A 24392-nucleotide genomic window follows, 5' to 3' on the forward strand; every position below is an offset into this window, starting at 1 on the left:
GTTTGGCTGATTATTCCTTTTGGTCTTCGGAAAACGGGTCTGAATACAGGGTGTCAAACCCGCCCCTGGGCAGGACGGCAAAGCGGTAATACCGGCCGGCCGCTGTCCCGGGACTGTACCACCGGGCCTGGTAGACGGCCATGCCGTCACCGGTGGCCTTTTCAAGGGCCACGGACACATCATACCCGGTGTCGTCCACGGGCCGGCCCCCTTCGTCAGAAAGCGGTTCCCAGGACGTGCCGTCGAGACTGGTCTCGATCCGCACCAGGGGCCGGTGAAGCTCGATCATGGCCGGCGGCACATCCTGCCATTCAAAACCGTAGGCCTCCTCGTTGTCGGAAGCATCTTCGTCATATTTCACCCGGCCGCGGACGGCCCTGTCTCCACCGGGTGTCGGGTTTTCAGGGAAAAAAGATTTTGCCTTCAGTTCCACGGACCAGCTCTCTGGAATATCCGCCGTCCAGCCCTGGTCCATGGCAAGGGCCAGGGAAGCGGCATGACGGGCCAGAAAGGGAGTGGTGGCCGGTCCGTACAGGGTGTGCCCTCCCTCGTAGTGCTGCCGGGTATACTCGGCCGGTGTGGTGGCATACCCGAAATAACCGTTGGCGCAACTGATCACTGCCACCTGTTCCGGCCCGGTCTGAAGGGCCTCGGCCACCTGGGCCGCGATCATGGCGCCGGACCGGCAGGTGATCTCAAAGGGCATGGGCACAAACACCCGGTCCGCCACCTGGACCACCTGGAAAAAGAGAACATGGGGGAAATCCTGCTTTTTCAACACAAGGGGCTGAAACACACCCCCCACGTGACGCTTGTGGCCCTGGCATGAGCCGGTGAAAAACCAGCGGGCCGAGCCCCACCCCTCCCGGAAAAAGGGGGTGCGATAAAGAATCGGGTGTTTACCGTCATCAGCGCCGGCGGTCAGGGCATTGCCCACCACCGGCCGTTGGCACACCGATACCCCGTCGATGGACGGATGGGTAAACAGGTCCACCTCCCGGCAGGCCGACCGTACCGCCACGTCGCTGGAAAGCCCGGTCTCCAGAGAATGAAACAGTTCGATGGCCCGGCGACCCACTTCCACGCCGATCCGTTTTGCCTCGGCATAGTCCTGCCGGCCCTTTGCATAGTTGGGGGAGTTGTCCCCGTGGGTGCCGTTAGCCGCGGCATGAACCACCGGCCATGGGGCGGCGTACGCTTTTTCAAGATCGAACTCAAGCTCCCGCGCGATGTAACCGAATACATCGGCGGTATAAAGATTGTTCCAGTGGGGAATCACCGTGGGGTGAATAGAAAAGCTTGAAAAGGCGCCGGCCGGCTGATATACGCCGTTATCGTCCTTCAGGTCAATCCGGATCATTGTCATCCGCGGGTTGACCGCCTTTTCCGGGTCGCCGGTCCAGTCAGGCGACAGGTCCGGGTTGGCCAGAAAGGGTTCCATGCTCCGGTTGCGGGTCATGCCGTAAATTTCGGCGCTTCCCGTGGCGATTTTCGCCGGTCTCCGGGCCGCATGGGCCGAGATGACGGCATCGGCGATGCGATGCGCCAAAAAATCAAAAAGCTGCGGATCAAACCCGCTCTTGCCGCCTGCAAGGGCGTTATAAAAATTGCTGGAAAAATAGTTGCCCGGCCCGGAATGAGTATGGGTGCCGGCAATAATCAACTCCTGGACACCGATGCCGGTAGCGGGGGCCGCCAGCTCAGCCACCCGGTGATGCAGCAACCGGGCGCCGGACAGAAAATCACAGGCAACCAGGGCCACCTTGCCCCCGGCGCTATCCTCAATATAGACGGCCCGGGCATAGAGCCGGGTGCGAAACCCCCGGCTGACCTCGGCCATGAGTGAATAACCGGCCGTGGCAATGCCCGGCGGCGGTGTGATGTCCACCCTGGCCAGCCCGGCTGAAAGGCCGGCAACAGCAACCCCGGAAGCCGGCGGCGCAGGCCGTTCGATGCGAACCGAGTGAAGGCGCGGTGAACAGGCAATAAGGAACAACATCATGGCAACGGCCATGAGCCCAAAAAACTTATTGAATCCGTGCATGTTTTCCTCCATGGCCGACAAGCAGATTGACAAACCCCTGGTTTTCCGGATCGCTGTCGGTCTGGTCCACCCACTGGCCCAGAAACTCCGCAGTTACCGGCACCAGGTGGTGTCCGATATGGTCTATAAGATAAAGGGGCATATCAAAGGCGGACAGACCGGACAGCAGTTCCCGTCCCGATGAACCGGCCCGGCGCAACCCGTAGGGCCAGAACTCGACAATCATGGACAGGTGGTCCCGGTTGGCCTGAATCACCTTTTTCAACCCGGTGATCACCGCCGTTTCCGATCCCTGGGTGTCGATCTTGATAAAGTCAACCCGGTCTGTTACGCCCGACAGATGGTCCCCGCCGTGGACCACACTTATGGGGCAACAGGTCCGCCCCTCTCCCGGGTCATAGAGCCGGTGGTCGCCCCGGTTGGTCTCAGACAGGTAAATACGGCCGTCACCGGTGTAGTCCGCCATTGCCGCGCAAAAGCAGCGGGCATTGGTCACATGGTTGGCCGCCATGTTCTTCATCAACAGGTCATAGTTGTCGATATCCGGTTCATAGGCCACCACCAGCCCCCTCTCCTGGACCAGAACAGCGGCCAGAGCCGTGTAGTATCCGATATTGGCGCCCACATCCAAAAACACATCCCCTCTTTCCAGGCAGTCGACCACAAGGGCGGTTTCATAGGGTTCCCATATGTGATGTTCCCGAATGTGGCGGGACAGGCAGGTGTCGACCGCTTGGTGAAGATGCAGGCGGATCGGCGTGTCCATACCGGGTATCTCTAATAAACTCGGTTCCATATTTTCTTGTTTCAGCAGTGACGACCGGCAGACAGCTTGCCCAACCCGGTGTTTTGGTTTACCATAATCTCCCACCAGCCTCTTTTTTGCAAGATGAAAACAGGTTGCACCAGGGAGAAAGCCATGAAAAAAACCGGTTATGCGTTGATTCTGATCGTCCTGCTGTTTCCGGCGGCACTGCCGGCCCCGGCGCTGGAGAATGTCGTCACCGACTTTTCCATGGGCATTGACACGATTCGGGGCCACACCACCTACCGGATCGGGGGCCATGTGATGTTTCATGACGGCAGTTCATACCAGCTTCATTTTCCGGTCAGTGAACTGAAGTTTCCATTAAATCTTTACATGCTTACCGGCAGGGCGGATGTCCGGATGGGAGAAAGACTATCCGCGTATCTTTCCGGAAAGATCAACCTGAACAGTGATCCCGGCCAGATAAAAGATACCGACTGGCTCGCCTCACCCTTTGCCGTCGATATCTATTCCGAAAGCCGGGCCGATGCCGATGCCCTGATGGCGGAAACCGGCATCCGTTACAAAATGTGGCGCCGGCGCGGTCTGGATATGCTGGCCGGCCTGGGATGCCGATACCAGAACTTTGCGTTTGAAGCCGACCAGACCCTGCAATCCTACCCGGCCAGCGGCGCTTCTCCCGACTTTCTGGCCGGCCGGACACTGACCTATGACATCACCTACCTGATCCCCTATGCCGAGATTGTCCTTGCATTGACCCCCGCGCCGAAAACAGCGGTGGAAATCTCCCTGGGGTACAGTCCATGGATAAGGGCGACAGACAGGGACCATCACATCCTGTCAAACCGGGTATCGGAATGTGACTACGACGGAGACGGCATGATCGTGGGCATGAAAACCCGGCAGGACATCAGCGACCACCTGTTTGCAACGCTGACGTGTGAGGTGCTGGCCGTGGATGGAGAAGGGCGGTCGGTCACCTATACGAACGGCGCGTGGAGCCACTCGATTGACCAGACTACGGAAACCCGGCAGATATCCCTTGAGTTGTCGGCGGGATACACATTCTGACCGGACCCCGGGCCGCCCGTACCGGTAGGCCTCAGGCACCCGGTTATCGGGAATGCCGGGAGCTGTCGGCAACCGGCCCCTTGGCCGACAAGCTTTCTGCTGAAATACCGAGCCGCTCCAAAAGCTCCCGGGAGGGTATCGCGTCCCGATATTCAGGGGACTGGGCCGTTTGTCTCAGATTAACAAACGTCAGGTGTGTGGCTTCCCGGAAAAACGGATTGAGGGTCCATCCCGGCAGAAGGGTGCCCATATCGGCATAGACGCGGCTTGTTACCAGTGTCCGATGGGGTCCGAGAGGGGTAATGGTCCACTGGCCTTCAACATGATTGACCCGGACCAGACCCGGTTCAGCAGAAGGGTATGCATACTTTTCATCCGACTGGTAATCAATAACAAACCGTTTGTTTTCTTTTTCAAAGGTCCGAATGCTGTGCAGCACCGCGTCCCGGTCCTTCAGGGGCCATGGAAATTCGGTAATATTGTAAAGGAAATGCTCGTCCGGGGTAATCTCAGCAATCCGTTCAAGGCGGCGGCAATGGGCAAACCATTGAGGCGTCTGCTCCGTATCGTCAAACAGCGCCAGCACCGAAGCCGGACTGCTGTCTAGAACCATTTCGGCCCGAAAATCCCGCATGGGCGCGTCAGGACGCTGCCGCTCATAGACTACGATGCCGTCCTGTTCCAAAACCCGTTCCCACTCCTGGGCAAGGGCATCGAATGGCAGGCATACCACAAGGCAGATGGAAACCAATATTTTGAAAACGATTTTCTTTTCGGTGAATTCCAATTGCCGTCTCCGTCAGCGGCCCACAGACGCACCACGCAAAAGTTAAAAGCTGAGCTTCATACTTTTATGACACAGGAGCAGCAAAGTCAATAATTGAAATCGCCCTGTCCAATTTTTTCGAAGGCGTACCGCTTTCGTGTTTTTCTCTTTACAGCCACATGTGATAAGGTTATGACCACCTGCAATAAGTGCATCTTAATAGCATAAGGAAAACCATGACTGCTGTTTTTGACCTGGTTGTCATCGGGTTCGCCATCTATCTGCTGACCCTGGTGGCCAACCATTTTTTCATGACCAGCCTGGATGGCATCGCGGCCCGGTTGAAGCTCTCCCCCAGCGTGGCCGGAGCCACCCTCATGGCGGCCGGATCGTCGGCCCCGGAGCTGGCCATCGCCATGGTGGCCCTGTTCACCCAGGGCGGCACCCACAGTGACATCGGCATCGGCACCATCGTGGGCTCGGCGGTGTTCAACATCCTGGTCATCACCGGCGTCTGCGCGGTGATCCGCACGGCCCACATCACCCTGAAGGCCATCATCCGGGACACCGGCTTCTACCTGGCCGGCATCGGCGTCATGCTGTACGTGTTTATCGACGGTGAAATCACGCCCCTGGAGCCGCTGCTGCTGGTGGGGGCATACGGCATATACCTGATTGCCGTTTTCCGTTTTCCCGGCGACAGCTTCGAAGTCTACGAGCATGGCCCGGAAGAGACGCCGCTGATTGAAACCCGGTGGAAAACCATTCTGTTGTGGCGAATGGTCAACCGAACCGTTAAACAGACCGTTGGCCTGATCACCGGTGACCCCGGTCAACACTATATTCGCGCCTTTCTGGCTTCCATTGCGATCATCATTGTCCTCAGCAAACTGCTGGTGGACCACGCCGTTTCCCTTTCCCAGATCATGGGCCTGCCGCCGGTGGTTATCGGTCTCACCGTGCTGGCAGCCGGCACTTCGGCACCGGACCTGATCGCCTCCATGATCGCGGTGCGACGAGGCCACGGCGATATGGCCGTGGCCAATGCCATCGGGTCCAACACCTTTGACATTCTCATCGGCCTGGGCCTTCCCTGGCTGGTGGCGCTTGGTTTTACCGGCCGGAGCGTCATTCCCGTGGGAACCTCGAATCTGCTGGAGTCGGTATTTATACTGATTGGCACCGTACTGGTGCTCTTCGGTTTTCTGGCTGTCAACCGGCAGCTGGGAAGAAAAGCAGGTATTACCCTGCTGATGATTTACGCGGGGTATGTGGCCTGGATCGTGGCCGGCCAGTAACCCGAATCCGGTTGCCCCCCTGGCCCCTTTCAAAACCACCAACTGCCCCGAAAAGCATGCAGGTCTTTTGCTATTCACTGATCGGGAGATGAACCAACAAAAAAAACCGGTTTGCCCTCTTTGAGGCAAACCGGTTTTTGCGTATTATCGTACAGCCGAAAAGCGGTTATTCGCCGGTGAACACCGGATCCCGTTTCTCAAAAAAGGCGGTAAATCCTTCGACAGCGTCCTTGGAGGTGGAGACCCGCTTGGTGCCTTCCAGTTCCACCTTAAGGCCTTCGTCAAATGTAAAGTCAACACCGGTAGCCACAGCCTTCAACACGCTGGCCACGGCCAGGGGCGGCCGGGTGGCCAGCACCTCGGCCATTGCCCTGGCTTCGCTCATCAGATTTTCCGGCGTGCAGACCTTGTCCACCAGGCCGATCTCAAAGGCTTCGGGAGCCGTCAACCGCTTGCTGAACAGAATCAGCTCCAGGGTTTTGGTACGGCCCAGCAGGATGGCCATGCGCTGGGTGCCGGCCCATCCCGGAATAATGCCCAGATTCAGTTCGGTAAGGCCGATCTTGGCCTTGGGGGTGTCCACCATCAGCCGGAAGTGACAGGCCATGGCCAGCTCGCATCCGCCACCGAAGGCAAACCCGTTGACCGCGGCGATCACCGGCTTGGTGTAACGAAATATTTTGGTCCATACCCGCTGCCCCTCTTCCCCGGCCTTAGCCGCGTTGCCGGCGTCGCTCACGTCAAAACCGGCGGAAAAGGATTTTTCCCCGCTGCCGGTGAGAATAATCGCGCGGGCGTCCTTGTTCTCCGCCAGGTCATCAAAGGCCTTTTCAAGCTCCAGAATGGTGGCCAGGTTGACCGAATTGACGGGCGGCTTGTTGATGGTAACGGTCGCCACCTTGTTGGTGATCTCCACTGTCAGGTTTTCGTAAGACATGATCTCCTCCTTATAAATAGTAATGAACGGTTACAGGGCACCAGGGATTATCGGTAACCCATGGCCGTATGTCAAGTCCCGGTTGACGAATGAACCATCAACCGCCGAAGGAGGCGTCTTCAATCTCCACGGCGGCCCCGTTGGTGGCCAGCATGGAATTGACCTTGCCCAGGGCCACCGGCAGAAACACGTTGACAAAAAATTCCACCGACTTGATCTGGCCCTGGTAGAAAGCCGCGTCTTTGGGTTTTGCTTCAAGCTTCTGGGCGGCGATCACGGCCCGCCACAGCAGCATCCACCCCATCACCACGTCGCCGGTCACCTCCATCAGCGGATAGGCGTAGGCAAAGGCCAGGTCCACGTTCTCCATGGCGGTCTTGCCCAGGTGCCGGGCGGCCTCGCCCAGTTTGTTTAAGGACGCCTCCACCTTTTCAGCGGCATCCTTGAGCGAGTCAATCGCCTTGGCCGCATTGACCGTCTTCATGATCTCACCGAACAGGTCCATGACCAGCTTGCCCTTTTTCATGGTCATCTTCCGGCCGAACAGGTCCATGGCCTGAATGCCGTTGGTCCCCTCGTAGATCATGGTGATACGGCAATCCCGCAGGTACTGCTCGACCGGGTACTCCTTGGTATACCCGTAACCGCCGTAAACCTGAACCCCGTGGCTGCATACCTCAAAAGCCTTATCCGTACCGTAGCCCTTGGCAATGGGGGTAAGAATGTCCACCAGGCCTTCGTATTTTTCCTTTTCCTCCTCGGTTCCGGCCAGGACCGCCATGTCCTGGCAATAACCGACATAGTAGTGAAGGCTTCTCATGCCTTCCACCATCACCTTCATGTTCATGAGCTGGCGGCGCACATCCGGATGCCGGATGATGGGCACCCCACCCACGGAGGCGTCCTTGCCCGCTGTCAGGGGCCGACCCTGAATACGCTCCTTCGCGTAATTCAGGGCCGACATGTAGGAGGCCGTGGCGCAGCCGAAGGCCTGCATACCCACCAGCAGCCGGGCCTCGTTCATCATGACGAACATGGCGCTCATGCCCTTGTTCTCCTGGCCCAGCAGGGTGCCGATGCACTTGCCCTTGCCGCCCAGGGTCAGCGAGCAGGTGGAGCTGCCGTGAATGCCCATCTTCTCCTCAATGCCGGTGCACACCACGTCGTTGAAGTCACCCAGGCTGCCGTCGGCATTGACCCGGTACTTGGGCACCAGGAACAGGGAGATGCCCCGGGTTCCGGGAGGGGCGCCCTCAATACGGGCCAGCACCGGGTGAATAATATTTTCAGTCATGTCGTGTTCACCGCCGGAGATAAAAATCTTGGAGCCGGAGATGGAATAGGTACCGTCCGGATTCTTCACCGCCGTGGTGGTCAGGGCGCCCACGTCGGAACCGGCCTCTGCTTCGGTGAGCAGCATGGTGCCGGACCATTCTCCGGTGTAAAGTTTTTTCAGGTAGGTCTCCTTCTGTTCCTGGGTGCCGAACACCTCAACCAGGCGGCCGGCGCCGTGGGTCAGGCCGGCATAGAGCATGAAGGCATAGTTGGCGCCCTGAAAGTAATCGTTGGCGGCCCGGGACACCACCTGGGGCATACCCTGGCCACCGTACTCGGGGTCCTCGGTCATGGCGGTCCACTCCCCTTCCCGCAGCAGATCGTAGGCTTTTTTGAAACTCTCCGGCACCGCCACCTTGCCACCGTCAAAGGTAGCGCCGATCTCATCGCCTTCCTTGTTGATGGGGAGAAACTCCTTGACGGCCAGGCTTCGGGCCTCGGTGACGATCATGTCGATGGTCTTCTTGTTGAACTCGGCAAACTTCTCGTTTTTGCTCAGGTCGGCAGCATTCAACTGCTCATGAAGAACAAAATCAACATCCCTTCTGTCTGCGATTACTTGTGCCATAACCCTCTCCTTGCTTCTTTTTTTTGGTTGCTATGAACGATGGTCCATTTCTTTTTATTTCGGGGGCGTTGCGCCGATGCCGTTGACAAACAGGTCCACAATGGCATCGGCCTGGGCCTCCAGGTCATATTTTCTGGCCGCGTGCAGCCATGTGTTGATCACCTCGTCCACGGTGCCCAGAATAAACCGCTTTACCAGGGACGGATCCAACCCCCGGCGAAACACGCTCTCCTCCTGCCCCTGGACCACGATCTCCCCCACCAGGTCAAAATACATGTTGGTCAGGTCCTTGATATAGACCTCGAAATACCGGATCTGACGGGCCTCGGCCTGAAAGACCACGGCCATGTTCCGGTCCTTCTGGAACTCACGCAGATGGGCTTTGATCAGGTTGCGCAGTTTTTCACGGGCGTTGCCGCCCTTGTCCACTTCATGCCGGAAGGTGCCGAACACCTCTTTTGTCTTGTAATTGAAAAAATGGAGCAGGATATCGTTCTTGTTCTTGAAATAAAGATAGATGGTGCCATCGGCCACACCGGCAGCCCGGGCGATCTTGGAAACCGTGGCATTAAAAAAGCCCTGCTCGGCAAACACACCGATGGCCGCTTCCAGGATGCGATGATACTTATCCGGATTAACTGAGTTTTGTGCGGGGTCCACCATTCTTTTTTCCTTGTCAGCAGTGATGAATGAATGCTCATTCATTAGACATGATCGCCACTTTCCTGTCAAGGAGAATATATGCCGGGCAGGCCTGCCCTTCAGCGCCATCAGCCCTTGTCAGCGGTGCCTGAAGCCTTACGGGTTCCGGCGGTGCCGAATGTGGCACCGCCCGGGCGGTGGACGAGTAAAAACCGCATGAAATGAACGGATTACACATCATCCATATCCCCGGAACGGGAAAGAATGGCTTCCAGGGTCCTGTCCTCCTTCAGCCGGTTCACAAGGGCCGCATGGCGCCGGAACTCTTCCATGCCGGAAAAGGTCAGCTCCAGCACAAAATCGGCGCCTTCAAAAAAGGACGGCGGACAAAGCCGAACCCGGCGACCGAGTTTCAGCCGCTTTTCCAGCTCCTGGTAACGCTCCCGGCTTTGCACCAGGGCCGGGAACCGCCGCTTTTCAAGGAATGCGCGCAACCGGGCCGCCTGAAGCCCCCGGTCGGCATCGGTATCGTTTAATATTCCGTGAAGCGTTTTGTCCTGAGCAAACAGGTCGGCAACGGATATCCCCTCCCGGACGGCGATCTCCCGGGCCAGAACCGCGACCTCCCGCTGCTTGTTGGCCCCCAGCCGAAGGTTGGCAAACACCCCGGCAAGAATTTGGGCATCCGGCCCGTTCATGCCGGCCAGCAGAAGGGCGGAAGAAAGGGGAATGGTCTCCCGGGCCACGTGGTCCAGCACCGGCTCGGGCAAGCTTAAAAGGGTCCGGAGCTTTTCAACAAGTGTGGGATTGGCGGCCATTCCCAGGTCGGAAAGAACGGCACACAGCCGGTCCATCTCTTTTTCCAGGCCGAACAGCTTCTCCACGGCCAGGGCCTGCTCCACCAGGTTGAGGGGCCGGGAGCAGAGATTATCCGCCACTGCCAGCTTCTGGCAGATCAGCCGGTCCGCCTCGCCCTCAACCACACGGCAGGATGCTGATACAACACCCAGGTGCCGGAGCGCGGTCAGTCGGCGAAATCCGGAAATCACCTGGAAACCGTTTTTCTTCGCGGGCCGGAGAAGCGGCGGCGACAGCAGGCCCACCGCTGACAGGGAGGCAACCAGCGGGGCCATGGGCTTGTCCGCGTCCGTGGTAATGCGAAACGACCGGTCTTCCATGTCTATATCAGCCAGCGGGATCGTGTGTTCTGAAAACCGGATGGACATCTTGACCACCTGTGTCGGGAATTTTATCTGGGCAAAACAGAAAGCCGGCGTTGGCATTGCGCCATCCGGCGAACGGGGAGCGCGCGCTTCCGAATGTCAGCCCACCAGCAGGTCGAGCGCCTCACTGTACTTCTTGCGGGTGTTGGCAACCACATCCGGGGGAAGGTCAGGGGCCGGCGGTTTCTGGTTCCAGTTCAGGGAAAGCAGATAGTCCCGGACGTACTGTTTGTCAAAGCTCTGCTGAGGCCCGCCCGGCGCGTATCCGTCCCTGGGCCAGAACCGCGAGGAGTCCGGTGTCAGCACCTCGTCGATCAGGATCAGTTCACCATCTACAAAACCGAACTCGAACTTGGTGTCCGCGATGATGATACCCCTGGCATCCGCGACCTCCACCCCCCGACGGTAGATGGCCAGGCTCAGGTCCCGTGCCTTTTCCGTTGTTTCCCGGCCGGCAATATTTGCGGCCTCGTCAAAGGAGATGTTGATGTCGTGCTGGCCCGCCTCGGCCTTGGTGGAAGGCGTAAAAATCGGTTCGGGCAGCCGGTCCGACTCCCGCAAGCCGTCGGGCAGGGAAATGCCGCACACGGTGCGGTCCTTCTGATAGGATTTCCAGCCCGAGCCTGACAGGTAACCCCGCACAACACACTCAATGGCCAGGGGCTCCGTCTTTGTGACCAGCATGCTGCGGCCGGCAAGGGTTTCCGCGTAAGGACGGCACGCCTCGGGATAATCGTTCACATCGCTGGAGATTAAATGGTTCCGGACAATATCCTTCACCTGGTCGAACCAGAACAGGGAAATTTGCGTCAGTATCTCCCCTTTGCCCGGAATGGGGTCCGGCATGACCACGTCAAAAGCGGACAGCCGGTCCGTTGCAACGATCAGCAGCCGGTCCCCGAAATCGTACACATCACGAACCTTGCCCCGCTTGAGCAGGTTTAAGCCTGGGAAATCCGTATGGTAAACCACCTGATCCATATTCTCTTTCACCTCCGTCAGTTACAGCTATTCAGGTTGGTCGGCCTCATCCCGGGTATCGGAAAAGGCTGCCACATACCGCCGGATGATGCGGCGGGCCTTTTCATCCGGATCGATAAACTCAATGCCGGTCTGTTCCCGGCCGTTCTCCCCCCTCTTGCCGTAGGCGATCTTGCCCCGGACCTCGGTCACCTCATCTTCAAAACCGATGGACAGCAGCACCGTGCCTTCTTTTTCCAGGGGCACATGGGTCTCGATCAGGATACCGCCTTCGCTCACGTTCAGGGTTCTTCCCATGCCCTGGGAAACCACCTTGTTTTCGTGATCGACGCAGGAGTAAGAGAGGAGCCGCAGGGAGTCGATTCTGTCGTATCGGCGTTTCTGGGATGTCATGGCAATAACCTCATTTTTATTTTTTATACAAATCATACAAAATACTGGTGGTGGCGGAAATAAACGTGGCACAATTGTCGACCATGTTCCGCAGGGTGCCGGAAAGACGGGCGTACTCCTCGGCCAGGGCTTCCGTGTTCAGCTCCTTCATCTGAAGATTGTCGGTACCGAAAACAGCGGCGGACTCCGGCTCATGCCCGATATTGAGAAAGGGGACAGGCCCCACAAAATCGGATTTTTCCAGCTTGCACAGCAGCAGGTCTCCCTGTTTCATAGACTTGACAATAAACGCATTGCCCGCAGAAATTGAAAGCAACCGGGCACTGCTTCCCCCTTTGGGAATGATGGGGGCCTTTCCCGTGGGTACACCCTTGAGGGGCTGAGGACTCACGCGGCCCATGGCTGCCTGACGGGTGACCTGTTTCAGTCGCCTGTCCATGCTGAGAATGAGATTACGAAAATCCGAGGTCAGCGACGCGTATTCATGGGTCAGGCGGGGCCGGTCCAGTACCCCCAGCTGCACCCGGTCCGCTGCAATGGCTGTTGCGCTGCGAACCTCGTCCTGCTGGGAAAAGGCGGCCATGCTGCCGATAAACGATCCCGGCCCTACCTTCAGTATGGGGATCTTTTCTTCCCCGGCCTCTTTGCAAATATTCACCGTGCCTTCAAGAACCACCCACATCCATGTGCCGTGCCGGCCCTGGGAAACGATGGTCTGGCCTTCAGAAAAATCCTCCTCGGCCACCACATCCATGTAATCGATCAGCGGGCCCTTGATAACGGGCAAACGTCCACCTTTGCCGTCGGCCGTGTCGGGCGACGGCTCAAACCCAACGGCTCCCTTGACCTCGATCTCCCCATCGTCGAGCAGTCGCAGACCTTCAAGGATGATCTGCATGCGGCTTTTCTTGATCGACGGTTTGACATTCAACGGCTCCTGGCTGAAGCTAAACTCCCCTTCCTTCCAGCCAAAAAAGGAGTAAAGAACCTTCAATCCACGCTCCATGCCGTTGGACGCGTCCACCGGGTTCCCCTCCTTGAAGTAGACCTCCCCCGGAGACTCCACATATTTGCTCAACAGATGCAACACGCCTGTGCTGCCGCTGGACCCGATCAGCTGAATCAATTCGCCGAGATTGAGAAACCGAAGATCACCGGTGAGAACGACCTGGTCTTTCATAATGCTCCATGCCCGAAAATCAGCTCGCCCATTGCAGTTGTTTCTGCAGGTGTTGAAGCGTCAGCCGAAGGCAGGCCTGAAGGGTCTGGCCCACGCCCTTGCCGTTGACCGCACTGGCCTCAAAGGAAGGTACCTTCAACTGGCGGTTGAGATCCTTTTCCATCTGCTCCACGGACATCAATGGTATGCCATCGTCGGCCAGATCCCGCTTGTTGTACTGAAGTATCAGGGGAGTTTTGAAGATGCTCATGTTGTACTCCTTGAGGTTCTGCTGTAAGTCCTTTAAGGAGAGCATGTTCTTTTCCCGCCGCACCTCCATGGAATCGGCCACGAACACCACGCCGTCCACCCCTTTTAACACCAGTTTCCGCGTGGAGCTGTACTGTACCTGGCCGGGAACGGTAAAAAGCTGTACCCGGACGTCACATCCCTTGATCTTGCCCAGGTCCATGGGCAGAAAATCAAAAAACAGGGTCCGGTCCCCCTCGGTATCGATGGAGACCATCTCGCTCTTGACCTGTTTTTTATACGCCTTGAAGACATATTCCAGATTGGTGGTCTTGCCGCCCCGGCCGGGGCCGTAGTAGACGATCTTGCACTCAATCTCGCGTTTATTGATATTAAATACAGCCATAGTAGGTCTTTATAACAACGATCAAGCCGTTACGGGTTCGTGAATACCCTACATACCACACTCACGCCTGGATGCAAACAGTAAAACCGTATGTTGTTGGAACTTGATGGTAATAAAGCGATTACAGACTGTCAATCTTAATGTCCATGCTGTAATCGCCCTGCTTGGGACCGGAGGTGATTTTTGTCTTGGAGGTGACTTCGCCGGAGCCCCTGAAGATGGCGATGGGGGAATAGAAATGAACGTCCTCCAGCTTGGATCCTTCCTGGAGGTCCTGAATCATCTTTTCATCTTTTCGGTCAATAATCAGGCTGACCACGTTGCCGGACTGAAAGCTGACGTCCAGTTCAACCTGGTTGCCGTTGGGAAGGGTAATGGCCACAGCACTGATATCAAGGAAATCGTCTTCGTCCACGCCGCCGCCGGTGAGGGCCTCGGACCGGGCCGCCCCCTTTTCATCCCATTTTTTGTCAAGAATCTCCTCAAAAAAGCTCTTGACCTTTTCCAGCTCATCCTCGCTGAAAATGTTTTCCACCTTCCATTCGGAAAGCTGGGCATAGGCGTCATCGGAGGACTTGTAGGTGATCAGGCACCGCAGAATGTTCTTGGCCGCCTGGACTCGCTGGGAATCCACGTCCAGCAGCCGCCGAAACTCGGCAATGGCGTCGTTGAACTGGCCGAACTTGGCCAGGGCCACGGCCCCCTCAAGAGCGGCCGCGTCTTTGTCTTCAGAGGCGGTCTGGGAAAAAAGCTTTTTAATGAGCCGGTTGACCTCGGGCGACATCTGCGGAGAGCTGGAGGCATTTTCCAGCCGCACCAGAACCCCCTGGACCTTGGCGATTTTCTTGGAAACATTGTCCAGCAGTTTGTCCCTGTTGGGCAGCTGTTTGCTTTTCTGAATGATGCGCCGGACACGCTCGTAACTTTCACGGGCCTCGTTGAACAAACCCTGGGAACGATAGAGTTCCGCCTGTTTTAACAATGATTTGATCTTCTCCCGCATGGTTGAAGCAGCCTTTTATTGTCCGGGTGCCGGAAAACGGTGTTTCCTTCGCATGCGCCGTTCCGGTGAATAAAGCGTAACCGGCTGTTTTAAAAGTATTTACTTTCTACAGCACCGTAAACAGGCAAATCCTATCAGATATATAATGTTTGTCAATAGCATTTACTCCCGGATATTTCATGAAATTTTTCGACATGGATTAATGTTTATAAAGATACAGTGTATTGAAATTGATTTCAGGCGTTTTTTGGAAACACAAACTGTTATGAACGGTTTGAGGTATTTTATCTCAATTTTATGCCGAAAAATTTCACCCTTCGGGCGAGTCACCTTGATCCCGCCATCGGCGGGACTGTGTTGCGGGACATTCGCGGTAGATTGACTACAGCTTCATGTCCCGCGCCTTGCATCTGCGGCCAAATCAACTCGTGAAATATCCGGGTTACGCCCTTTGCCGCAGGCACATACGGGACACGGTTTATATTGACATCAAAAACGCCAATGGGGTATGACATGGCAAACCGGGCGTGGACCCGACATTCACCAGCAAGGAGAAACCATGGACAGAAAAGTGACGGTAATCGGCGCGGGAAACGTGGGGGCCACCACGGCCCAGCGCCTGGCGGAAAAAGAGCTGTGCGATGTGGTGCTCATCGACATCGCCGAGGGGCTGCCCCAGGGAAAGGCGTTGGACCTGGCCGAGGCGGCGCCCATTGAGAAACATGATGCAAAACTGGAAGGATCGAACGTCTATGACCCTTCCGCCGACTCCGATATCGTAATCATCACCGCCGGCATTCCCCGCAAACCGGGCATGAGCCGGGATGACCTGATCAGCACCAACGCGAAAATCATCAAGAACGTCACCGCCCAGGTGGCGGCCCTTTCACCCAACGCGATTCTCATTATTGTGAGCAACCCCCTGGATGCGATGTGCCACGTGGCCTTTGACGCCAGCGGGTTTCCCGCGAACCGGGTCATCGGCATGGCCGGGGTCCTGGACTCGGCGCGGTTCAGAACATTTATCGCCCGGGAGCTCAACGTGTCGGTGGAAAACACCCACGCCTTTGTGCTGGGTGGCCACGGCGACACCATGGTGCCCCTGCCCCGCTACTCCACGGTGGCCGGTATTCCCATCACCGAACTGATGCCAAAAGACCGGATCGACGCCCTGATCGAACGCACCCGCAACGGCGGCGCCGAGATCGTGGGCCTGCTGAAAACCGGCAGCGCCTTTTACGCCCCTGCATCGGCGGCGGTGGAGATGGCCGAATCGATTCTCAAGGACAAAAAGAAGATTCTTCCCTGCGCGGTGCGGCTGAAGGGCGAGTACGGCATCTCCGACCTGTTTATCGGCGTACCGGTAAAACTGGGCGCCACGGGTGTGGAAGAGGTCATTCAGATCACGCTGACCGAAGAGGAACAGGCGGCCCTTAACAACTCGGCCCAGGCGGTCCAGGGCCTGGTGGACACCCTGAAAAAGCTGGGCCTGTAATTCAGGGCCGGATTTAAAACATCATCAAACGCGCATTCCGGTGTACCGGGGTGCGCGTTTTTTTTCGCAAGCACGCTCCCGCTGATCCAAATCGCTATCCAAATCGGGATCGGGATCGACCGCTTATTTACGGAGGTGTAATGGGGTTTCGATTTCGATACCGATACCGATACCGATTTGGATTTGGATAAAAAGTATGTATCCCTTCACTTGGCCCCTCAACCCCTCGACCCCTTGAATCCTTGAGCCCTCAGGTGTTCCCTGATCTGCCCGGCCATGGACCCGGTAATTCCCGGCAGTGCGGCAAGGTCTTCCACCGATGCGGCGCGAACGCCTTCGACCGTTCCGAACCGGTCCAGCAGCATTCTTTTGCGCTGCGGCCCGATGCCGGGAATGTCGTCCAGGGCGGAGCGCAGGGAGATGCGCTTCCGCTCCTTTCGCTGGTAGTCAATGGCAAACCGGTGGGCCTCGTCCCGAATCTCTTCCAGCAGAAACAGAGCCGGGTCGGCCGGGCCAAGGTTGACCGGGTTGCGCCGTCCCGGCACATAGACCTTGTCTGCCGTCTCCTCTTTTGCCTCGTCCTTTTTTGAAATGGCGGCCACGCCCATCTTTCCGGCCAGGCCGGCCTCCTGAAGTACGGCCGCGGCAATGTTCAGCTGCCCCCTGCCCCCGTCCACCAGCAGCAGGTCCACCGGGCCGGCGTCATCGGCGCCGGCGGCAAACCGCCGCACCAGCACCTGCTTCATGGCCGCGTAGTCGTCCGCCGCCGGCACACCGGCCAGCCGGTAGCGCCGGTAGGCCGACGGATCGGGAACGCCGTCGGCAAAGACCACCACCGCGGCCACGGTGCCGGTGCCGGCAAGATGGGAGTTGTCCACGCACGCGATCCGGGCCGGCACATCGGAAAGGCCCAGCTTGCGGGCCAGCCGCTCCAGTGTCTTCTGGTGCTTCCGCGCTCCCAGGGCGGCGGCGGCCAGTTCGTTTTGCGCGTTCTCCCGGGCCATCTTTATCAGCAGAAACTTTTCCCCTCTTCGGGGAACAGCCATGTTCACCCGTTTTTCCGCCAGGTCCCGCAGATGGTCGGCGATCCACGGCCCGCCGAACGGGGTGCCATCGGTGAGAATCTCGTCCGGCACCCGGCCCGGCTCGGTGTAATACTGCACCATAAAGGTGGCCAGACTGTCAGCCACGGAGGACAGCAGCTCCTCGAAGTGAAAAAACCGGGTGCCGGAAAGCACCCCCTTTCGTACCTGGAGGAGGGCCACCACGGAGCGCCGGCCCTCCTCGGCCACGGCGATCACGTCCCGGTCCGCGAAATCAGGGGTTACCACCACCTGCTTTTCAATCACCTTTTCAATGGCAAAAAGCCGGTCCCGCAGCAGGGCCGCTTTTTCAAATTCCTGGTTCTCCGCGGCCCCCTTCATCCGAACCCGAAGATCGCTCACCAGTTCCGTGGCCCGGCCCTTGAGAAACAGGGAGACCTCCCGCACCGCCTCGGCATAATCGTTTTCCGGCACGTCGTAAAAACAGGGTCCCAGGCAGAGCCCCATCTGGAAGTTAATGCAGGGCCGCGACCTTTTTTTAAAAACTTTGCCCCGGCACTTGCGCAGCCGAAAGGTTTTATCCACCACCTTCAACGTTTCCCGCACGGCCCGGGCCGATGAAAAGGGGCCGAAGTAAACGGCCCCGTCGGGCCGGGTCTTGCGCACGATCTCCAGGGCCGGATAGGGCTGCCGGGGGTCGATGCGGAGCGACGGGTACCGCTTGTCGTCCTTTAACAGCACGTTGTACCGGGGCTTGTGACGCCGGATCAGGGATGCTTCCAGAATCAGGGCCTCGTTTTCCGTGGCCGTGACAATGGTGTCAAAATCAACTACGCGCTCCATCAGCAGCCCGGTCTTGAGGTCGAGCCGCTCTTTTTTGACAAAATAGGAGGCCAGCCGCTTTTTCAGATTAAAGGCCTTGCCCACGTAGATGATGGCGCCGGCCCCATCCTTCATCAGATAAACCCCGGGCCGGGCCGGTGCACCGGCCAGTTTTTCTGCCAACCGGTCTTCGGGCAGCTCGTGTTCGTTATCTGTTTTTGCCTGTGTTTTCATAAAAATCTTACTCTTGCTCTTACTCTTAATCGTGCTCGTGCCCGTGCTCGTAATCGTACCACCCTACCAGCCCGAATTCCGGGTCTGGCCCGGGTTCCGGGGCAGGCCCAGAATGACGGATGTGGTGTTGCTTAGCCCGTGGCGCCCCTTGTTTCGATCCCGATACCGATAGCGATAGCGATCCCGATGTCGATTTGGGCAAAGCGGCCCCCCTATCCATTCCCGTCAAAAACAATCAGCTTCCTTAACGCCGCGATCCGGTCCCGGATATCGGCGGCCTTTTCAAATTCATAATCATCGGCAGCGGCCTTCATCTCCTTTTCCAGGCGCCGGATAATCTCGTCCAGGTCGTCCGTGTCACCGTACCGGGCAAGGGTTTCGGCCACGGCTGCGGAAGGCCCTGCCCTGTCACCGCCCTGTGCCCCGAAATCCGGGGACATCTCCTTGAAAATCGTCCGGGGCGTGATGTGGTGGTCCGTGTTATAGGTGGCCTGAATCTTCCGCCGACGGTTGGTCTCATCCATGGCCCGGGCCATGGCATCGGTGATGCGGTCCGCGTAGAGAATCACCGTGCCGTTGACGTTCCGGGCGGCCCGGCCGAAAATCTGAATCAGGGATCGTTCGGACCGGAGAAACCCCTCCTTGTCGGCGTCCAGCACGGCCACCAGGGAGACCTCGGGGATATCCAGCCCCTCCCGCAACAGGTTGATGCCGATCAGCACATCCACGTCGCCCCGCCGCAGTTCGGAGATCACGGCCATGCGCTCCAGCGTCTTTACCTCGGAATGAAGGTACCGGGTCTTGACCCCCAGCTCGGCGTAGTAGTCGGTCAGGTCTTCGGCCATGCGCTTGGTCAGGGTGGTGATCAGGACCCGCTCGTTTTTCTCCACCCGAGCCCGAATCTCGTCAAACAGGTGATCCACCTGGTTTTCCGCGCTTCGCACCTCAATCCGGGGATCCACCAGGCCGGTGGGCCGCACGATCTGCTCCGCCACGGCATCGCCCGCCTTGCGGTACTCATAGGCAGCCGGCGTGGCCGACACATAGATCACCGCGGCCCGCCCTGTCTTTTCCTCAAACTCCTCAAAGGTCAGGGGCCGGTTGTCCAAGGCCGACGGCAGCCGGAACCCGAACTCCACCAGCGTGGACTTGCGTGAGTGGTCCCCCTTATACATGGCCCCCAGCTGGGGCACGGTGATATGGCACTCGTCCAGGAACAGCAGAAAATCGTCGGGGAAATAGTCCAGCAGGGTGGCCGGGGGCTGGCCCGGCTCCCGGCCGGTCAGGTGGCGGGAGTAGTTTTCAATGCCGTTGCAGTATCCCATCTCCAGGATCATCTCCAGGTCAAACCGGGTCCGCTCCTCGATGCGCTGGGCCTCTATCAGCTTGCCGGCAGCGCGAAAGTGATCGATCCGGACCTTGAGTTCCTCGTTTACCCGGTCCACGATGGCCTTGCGGTCCTGCTGCCGGGTTACGTAGTGGGTGGCCGGGTAGATGACGGCCCTTGGAATTTTACCCCGCACGCTGCCCTTGAGCGGGTCAATTTCAAACAGGGCCTCCACCTCGTCGCCGAAAAACTCCACCCGCAGGGCCGCCTCCTCCTCGGACGCGGGGAAAATGTCCACCCGGTCGCCCCGCACCCGGAACACGCCCCTGGAAAAATCGTAGTCGTTGCGCTCGTACTGAATCGCCACCAGGTCGGCCAGGAGCCGGTCCCGGTCCAGTTCCATGCCCGGCGCCAGTTCCACGCGCAGGCCCCGGTAGTCTTCCGGGGACCCCAGACCGAAGATGCAGGACACGCTGGCCACCACGATCACGTCAGGCCGGGAAAGCACCGACCGGGTGGCGGAGTGGCGCATCTTGTCAATGGTGTCGTTGATCGACGAATCCTTCTGAATATAGGTGTCGGTCACCGGCAGGTAGGCCTCTGGCTGATAAAAATCGTAGTAGCTGACAAAATATTCCACTGCGTTGCGCGGAAAAAGGGCATGGAATTCATTGTAGAGCTGGGCCGCCAGTGTCTTGTTGGGCGCGATGATCAGGGCCGGCCGTTTCAGCTCGGCGATCACGTGGGCCATGGTAAAGGTCTTGCCCGACCCGGTGACGCCCACGAACACGTTGTGGCGACGGCCGGAACGGATCTGGTCGCAGAGCCTGCGAATGGCCCGGGGCTGATCCCCGGCCGGGGTGAATGAAGTGGTCAGATCATACATGGAAGTAACACCGCGCTATCTTCTCCTTCAGCGGTATATGACGGCAGGGGCGGGGTCACCCGCCGATATAGGTAAAGGCCTTATAGGTTTTTCGCACATGAACCCGGCCGTGGCATCGGTCAGTGAAGGCCCCGGCCGCCTCCAGCGCGGAATACACCGCCCCGGCAATGGACTCGGGGACCACCATGCTGCACGCGTCCCGCACAGGGGGAATGCCGCCCAGAGGGGAATCGGCGGGCCGGACATACTGAACGCTGGAGATGGTGGCGCCGCCGGCGCCGGCGGCCATGGCCGCCTTCATCAGGTCCGGCCCGGTGCCGCCGTCGCAAATCAGGACCATGTCCACCAGGTTTCGAATGTACTGTTTTTCCCGGCAGGCCCGCCGGGAGCCCAGGCTTCGCCGGCGCCGCCATTCGGTGCCGCCCTTGATGCTGTCCAGGGTGGTGACGATCTGCTCAATACTGGCGGCATGCTGCTGCTGTCCCCGCCGGACCCGGATATTGACCAGCCCTTTTTCGATGGGAAACGTGTAGATAAAACCGCTGCCGGGTCGTTCCAGTCGTCCCGCCTCAATCATCATCTCCATGATGTTGTCGGCCTCGTGAAGGGTTGTAAAGGTGTAAACAATCTCCTTTTCCCAGGGAATGGTGATCCGCAGCAGCCCCATCTTATCCCTGACCCCCATGCCGGTGCCGAAATGGATGGCCGGCACACAGGTGCCCGTGTCCAGGGGAATCCGGGCCACGGTCTCTCCCTGGCCCCGCTGCATGATACAGCAGATGCCGGTACAGGTATGAAGGTGCCCCGGCGGCGGCGGCACATAGGGGCCGGGGACCTCATTCTCCCTGCAAAGGGCGTGGCCTTCCAGCAGGTCCACGGCCTCCACCAGCACCGAGCCCCGGCCCGGGGCGTAGAGATGGCCCAACTCGGCGATCCGGTGGGCCAGCGACGGGCCGGCCTCGTGCGTGGCCAGAAAAAAAATCGTTTCCAGGGGGTCTTCGGCCAGGTCCCGTCCCGGAAGCATTGACCAAACGCCCTGCTTTTTATCGATGACAACAGACCGGGCCGCATACATGTAAAAGTCAAGAACACCGGCATCTTTGATACCGGCGGTCACGTCTTTTGCGATGTTTTTATGGACGTGAGCGGTCACCAGGGAGACGGTCTTGCCGGTGCTCATGGTTTCTCCTTCAGGATTTGCGGCCGTCGCCGTCGGCCGATTCAGCCAGGGCGTCCCGCTGTTTCCGGTTCACATGAAGCCCCAGCAGCAGTACCGTGAGAATGGGGCACACCGACGCGGCGGCCAGAATACCGAAGCCTTCCACCACGCCGACCTGGGAACCGATACCCAGACCGATGGCCAGCACCAGGGGCACTGTGATGGGCCCGGTGGTCACACCGGCGCTGTCCCACCCGATATTGACAAAATCCTCAGTGGAAAGTCGGGTGACAAGGAGCAACACCAGATAGGCGGGGACCAGGATCCAGGCCAGGGAAAAAGCAAATATGACCTTCATCACCCCCAGGGCGATGCCGATCCCCACGCCCACGGCCACGGCCTGCATCAGCAGGGATTTCCGAAACGCCCCGGCGGTCACATCCTCCACGGTAACGCCCAGGGCGTTTAAGGCCGGTTCCGCCAGGGTGGCGCCGTATCCCATGATAAACGCGAACACCACCACCAGCAGAACTCCCGGGACGGTGGCGCCTTCCCCGAAAAGGGGGCCCTTGACCGGTGTGTAGTGGTACCGGCGGGCCAGCGGATCAAACTGCTCCGGTTCATAAGGGACCGACACCACACGCCGTCCCTTTTGTGTAAAAAAGAATTGATACGGCTCTCCGCTTTCCGAAACGGCTGTCTGCACAATGGCCGGATCAAAGCCATCAATGGCCCGGCCGGCCTCGGGAATGGCAATGGTTTTAAAAGCGGCGGGCAGTTTTTTGCCCACCTGGGTTCCCAGTTTGTCCAGGCCCAGTTCAATGCCGATGCTGAAAACCGCCAGGCCGGCCACGCAGAGCAAGAGACCCAGCAGGATTTCATCCGGATGGGGCAGCCGTTCCCTCACCACAAGAAAGAACACCAGAAAAATCGGAACCGTCAACAGGCCGATGGCCTTCAAGGCCGCGACACCGTTTCGCTGCAACAGCCCCCGCATGTCGATCGCTGATCCGGCGCCGGTATTTGCCGCCTCTTCCGCCGGGGTGCCCCCACTGGTGGGACCGGCCGCCAGGAGCCGGTACTGCTCGCAATCGGCCGGGGTATCAAACAGCACCTGCACGCTTGCCCTGTTGTCCGCGCTGAAAAAATCGGCCCTGCTCATGGGGGCAGGCACGGCCGTGTTGAACACAGCCCCAAGGGCCAGCACCATGACCACGGGGAGCAGGGAGGCCAGGGTGACCACGCCGAAACCGGTGGTGCCGGAATCCGCCGATCCCACCATGCGGGAAACGCCGATACCCAGGGCCAGAACCAGGGGAACGGTGACCGGACCGGTGGTCACGGCGCCGCAGTCCCAGGCCAGACCGATAATACTGGCCAGGTTGGCATCCAGGCTGGCCCAAACCGTAGCCCCGGCCAGGGCTGTTACAAACAGGTAAATAAAGGGCTTAAGGGAAATATTATAATAAAAACGGAACATGCCCAGGGCCACGGCCACACCCACACCAATGCCCACGGCATAGACCAGGTAGTGGGCATACCGATTGAGCAGCAAAAACAGCAGCGGTGCGTCCCAGGGTTTTACGGACATACCCGCCATCTGCAGCACCTGAATGGAGGGCTCTGCCAAGGTGGCCAAAAACCCCATCACCAGGGCGAACATCAGCACCACCCATATAGGCGATTTTCTGGGAAGGCCGCTGCCAATCAGGCTGCCCAGGCGCATCAGCCCGAGAAACAGCCCTTCCATGAACAGGGTCAGCCCCACCACCACCAGGCCGATACCCACGGCAATCACGGCGGCTTCAAATATCCGGATTCTCAGGATCAGTGTCTGAAAAAAGACCAGATAAAGAATAATCAGCCACACCGACCGGATCTGGGTCAGCAGACGATCCTTTATATAAGGTGCCAGCAGGGATAAGGCCTGTCTGAAGCCGATATGAATGCGCTGCGGTTTTGAGGGGGTCATGGTTTTCCCCGTATTTTCTAAAATTTTGAAACATTCATGGTACCTGCGTGTTTCTGAAGTATACCAGCCCGGCACCGGGTGTAAAGATTTTTCACTTTATATGGCTCTGAAATAAGCGCAAAAAAATCGCTTTTGCCAAGGCCGGTCCCGTGATAAAAATATCCGGTCACACAACAGGCGCACGGGGAAAACGCAAAAATGGAGCAATGGATCTATCATCACGAGATGCTGCTGGGGTGGCTCACCCTTGGGTCGCTTGCCGTTTTCATCGGCACCCTTGTGCTGGTGCCGTGGCTGGTGGCCCGCATTCCCGCCGACTACTTTTCCCATGGCCGGCGGCAACAAGCGCCATGGGCCGGCAATCGGCCTCTGCTCCGGCTCCTGTTGCTGATCGGGAAAAACCTGCTGGGGGCGCTGGTGGTTATCGCCGGCATGATGATGCTGGTGCTGCCCGGCCAGGGGCTGCTGACGATCTTCCTGGGAGCCCTGCTGCTGGACTTCCCCGGCAAATACCGGCTGGAACGGTGGGTTGTTTCCCGGGGGCTGGTGCTGAGGCCCGTCAACCGCCTGCGCCGCCGGGCCGGAAGAAAGCCGCTGGAGATGTGAGACA

General features: G+C 58.6%; 20 protein-coding genes. 4 read left to right on the forward strand and 16 right to left on the reverse strand.

Annotated features, from left to right (window positions below):
• Positions 1 to 10: 10 nt before the first annotated feature.
• Together DOLE_RS12110 and DOLE_RS17520 are read right to left on the reverse strand one after the other, a co-directional pair.
• Entirely contained in the window at positions 11 to 2044 is a 2034-nt protein-coding gene (locus DOLE_RS12110; protein WP_012175776.1) for a neutral/alkaline non-lysosomal ceramidase N-terminal domain-containing protein, read from the reverse strand.
• Positions 2028 to 2810 carry an FkbM family methyltransferase gene (locus tag DOLE_RS17520; protein ID WP_052294300.1) on the reverse strand — a complete coding sequence of 261 codons (783 nt, stop codon included), beginning with the start codon at positions 2808 to 2810 and terminating at the stop codon, positions 2028 to 2030. Before DOLE_RS17520 ends, DOLE_RS12110 begins: the two co-directional genes overlap by 17 nt.
• A gap of 153 nt (positions 2811 to 2963) precedes the next feature.
• Between DOLE_RS17520 and DOLE_RS12120 the strand changes: the two genes are divergently transcribed.
• Entirely contained in the window at positions 2964 to 3884 is a 921-nt protein-coding gene (locus tag DOLE_RS12120; RefSeq protein ID WP_041280539.1) for an omptin family outer membrane protease, read from the forward strand.
• A 43-nt stretch (positions 3885 to 3927) separates the two neighbouring features.
• Here the strand turns inward: DOLE_RS12120 and DOLE_RS12125 are convergent, their stop codons facing one another.
• Positions 3928 to 4671 (reverse strand): START domain-containing protein, encoded by a 744-nt coding sequence (locus tag DOLE_RS12125; protein WP_012175779.1) that lies wholly within the window; start codon positions 4669 to 4671, stop codon positions 3928 to 3930.
• 215 nt (positions 4672 to 4886) lie between these two features.
• On the opposite strand from DOLE_RS12125, the gene DOLE_RS12130 reads away from it, so the two are divergent.
• The gene (locus tag DOLE_RS12130) at positions 4887 to 5948 is read left to right on the forward strand and encodes a calcium/sodium antiporter (protein WP_012175780.1); all 1062 of its coding nucleotides are present in this window, start codon (positions 4887 to 4889) and stop codon (positions 5946 to 5948) included.
• Between the two features lie 166 nt (positions 5949 to 6114).
• On the opposite strand, the gene DOLE_RS12135 is transcribed toward DOLE_RS12130, so the two are convergent.
• The 9 genes from DOLE_RS12135 to DOLE_RS12175 all read right to left on the reverse strand — a co-directional run bounded on the left by DOLE_RS12135 (position 6115) and on the right by DOLE_RS12175 (position 14844).
• On the reverse strand, positions 6115 to 6885 hold the full coding sequence (locus DOLE_RS12135) for an enoyl-CoA hydratase/isomerase family protein (RefSeq protein ID WP_012175781.1): 771 nt from the start codon (positions 6883 to 6885) through the stop codon (positions 6115 to 6117).
• 97 nt (positions 6886 to 6982) lie between these two features.
• Entirely contained in the window at positions 6983 to 8788 is a 1806-nt protein-coding gene (locus DOLE_RS12140; protein WP_012175782.1) for an acyl-CoA dehydrogenase, read from the reverse strand.
• Between the two features lie 54 nt (positions 8789 to 8842).
• The gene (locus DOLE_RS12145) at positions 8843 to 9451 is read right to left on the reverse strand and encodes a TetR/AcrR family transcriptional regulator (RefSeq protein ID WP_012175783.1); all 609 of its coding nucleotides are present in this window, start codon (positions 9449 to 9451) and stop codon (positions 8843 to 8845) included.
• A 209-nt stretch (positions 9452 to 9660) separates the two neighbouring features.
• Positions 9661 to 10713 (reverse strand): ParB/RepB/Spo0J family partition protein, encoded by a 1053-nt coding sequence (locus tag DOLE_RS12150; protein ID WP_041280540.1) that lies wholly within the window; start codon positions 10711 to 10713, stop codon positions 9661 to 9663.
• Between the two features lie 39 nt (positions 10714 to 10752).
• Positions 10753 to 11634, reverse strand: coding sequence for a phosphoribosylaminoimidazolesuccinocarboxamide synthase (locus DOLE_RS12155; protein WP_012175785.1), 882 nt, complete (start codon positions 11632 to 11634; stop codon positions 10753 to 10755).
• A 27-nt stretch (positions 11635 to 11661) separates the two neighbouring features.
• Positions 11662 to 12027, reverse strand: coding sequence for a PilZ domain-containing protein (locus DOLE_RS12160; protein ID WP_012175786.1), 366 nt, complete (start codon positions 12025 to 12027; stop codon positions 11662 to 11664).
• A 16-nt stretch (positions 12028 to 12043) separates the two neighbouring features.
• Complete coding sequence (locus DOLE_RS12165; protein WP_012175787.1) at positions 12044 to 13207, reverse strand: DUF4388 domain-containing protein; 1164 nt, start codon at positions 13205 to 13207, stop codon at positions 12044 to 12046.
• A 19-nt stretch (positions 13208 to 13226) separates the two neighbouring features.
• On the reverse strand, positions 13227 to 13841 hold the full coding sequence (locus tag DOLE_RS12170) for a GTP-binding protein (RefSeq protein WP_012175788.1): 615 nt from the start codon (positions 13839 to 13841) through the stop codon (positions 13227 to 13229).
• Between the two features lie 121 nt (positions 13842 to 13962).
• Positions 13963 to 14844 carry a tetratricopeptide repeat protein gene (locus DOLE_RS12175; protein WP_012175789.1) on the reverse strand — a complete coding sequence of 294 codons (882 nt, stop codon included), beginning with the start codon at positions 14842 to 14844 and terminating at the stop codon, positions 13963 to 13965.
• Between the two features lie 559 nt (positions 14845 to 15403).
• Between DOLE_RS12175 and mdh the strand changes: the two genes are divergently transcribed.
• A complete protein-coding gene (mdh, locus tag DOLE_RS12180) occupies positions 15404 to 16339 on the forward strand; it encodes a malate dehydrogenase (RefSeq protein ID WP_012175790.1) in 936 nt (311 codons plus the stop codon).
• 218 nt (positions 16340 to 16557) lie between these two features.
• Here the strand turns inward: mdh and uvrC are convergent, their stop codons facing one another.
• From uvrC to DOLE_RS18240, 4 genes are all read right to left on the reverse strand, one after another.
• Positions 16558 to 18438 (reverse strand): excinuclease ABC subunit UvrC, encoded by a 1881-nt coding sequence (gene uvrC, locus DOLE_RS12185; RefSeq protein WP_012175791.1) that lies wholly within the window; start codon positions 18436 to 18438, stop codon positions 16558 to 16560.
• Between the two features lie 212 nt (positions 18439 to 18650).
• Entirely contained in the window at positions 18651 to 20651 is a 2001-nt protein-coding gene (gene uvrB, locus DOLE_RS12190; RefSeq protein WP_012175792.1) for an excinuclease ABC subunit UvrB, read from the reverse strand.
• Positions 20652 to 20706: 55 nt separating this feature from the next.
• Positions 20707 to 21831: a hypothetical protein gene (locus tag DOLE_RS12195; protein WP_012175793.1), complete on the reverse strand. Its 1125-nt coding sequence runs from the start codon at positions 21829 to 21831 to the stop codon at positions 20707 to 20709.
• Positions 21832 to 21841: 10 nt separating this feature from the next.
• Positions 21842 to 23782, reverse strand: coding sequence for a DUF1538 domain-containing protein (locus DOLE_RS18240; RefSeq protein WP_012175794.1), 1941 nt, complete (start codon positions 23780 to 23782; stop codon positions 21842 to 21844).
• Positions 23783 to 23980: 198 nt separating this feature from the next.
• Between DOLE_RS18240 and DOLE_RS12205 the strand changes: the two genes are divergently transcribed.
• Positions 23981 to 24388, forward strand: coding sequence for a PGPGW domain-containing protein (locus tag DOLE_RS12205; RefSeq protein WP_012175795.1), 408 nt, complete (start codon positions 23981 to 23983; stop codon positions 24386 to 24388).
• Positions 24389 to 24392 lie beyond the last annotated feature (4 nt).

This window comes from Desulfosudis oleivorans Hxd3, from assembly GCF_000018405.1.
GTDB lineage: Bacteria > Desulfobacterota > Desulfobacteria > Desulfobacterales > Desulfosudaceae > Desulfosudis > Desulfosudis oleivorans.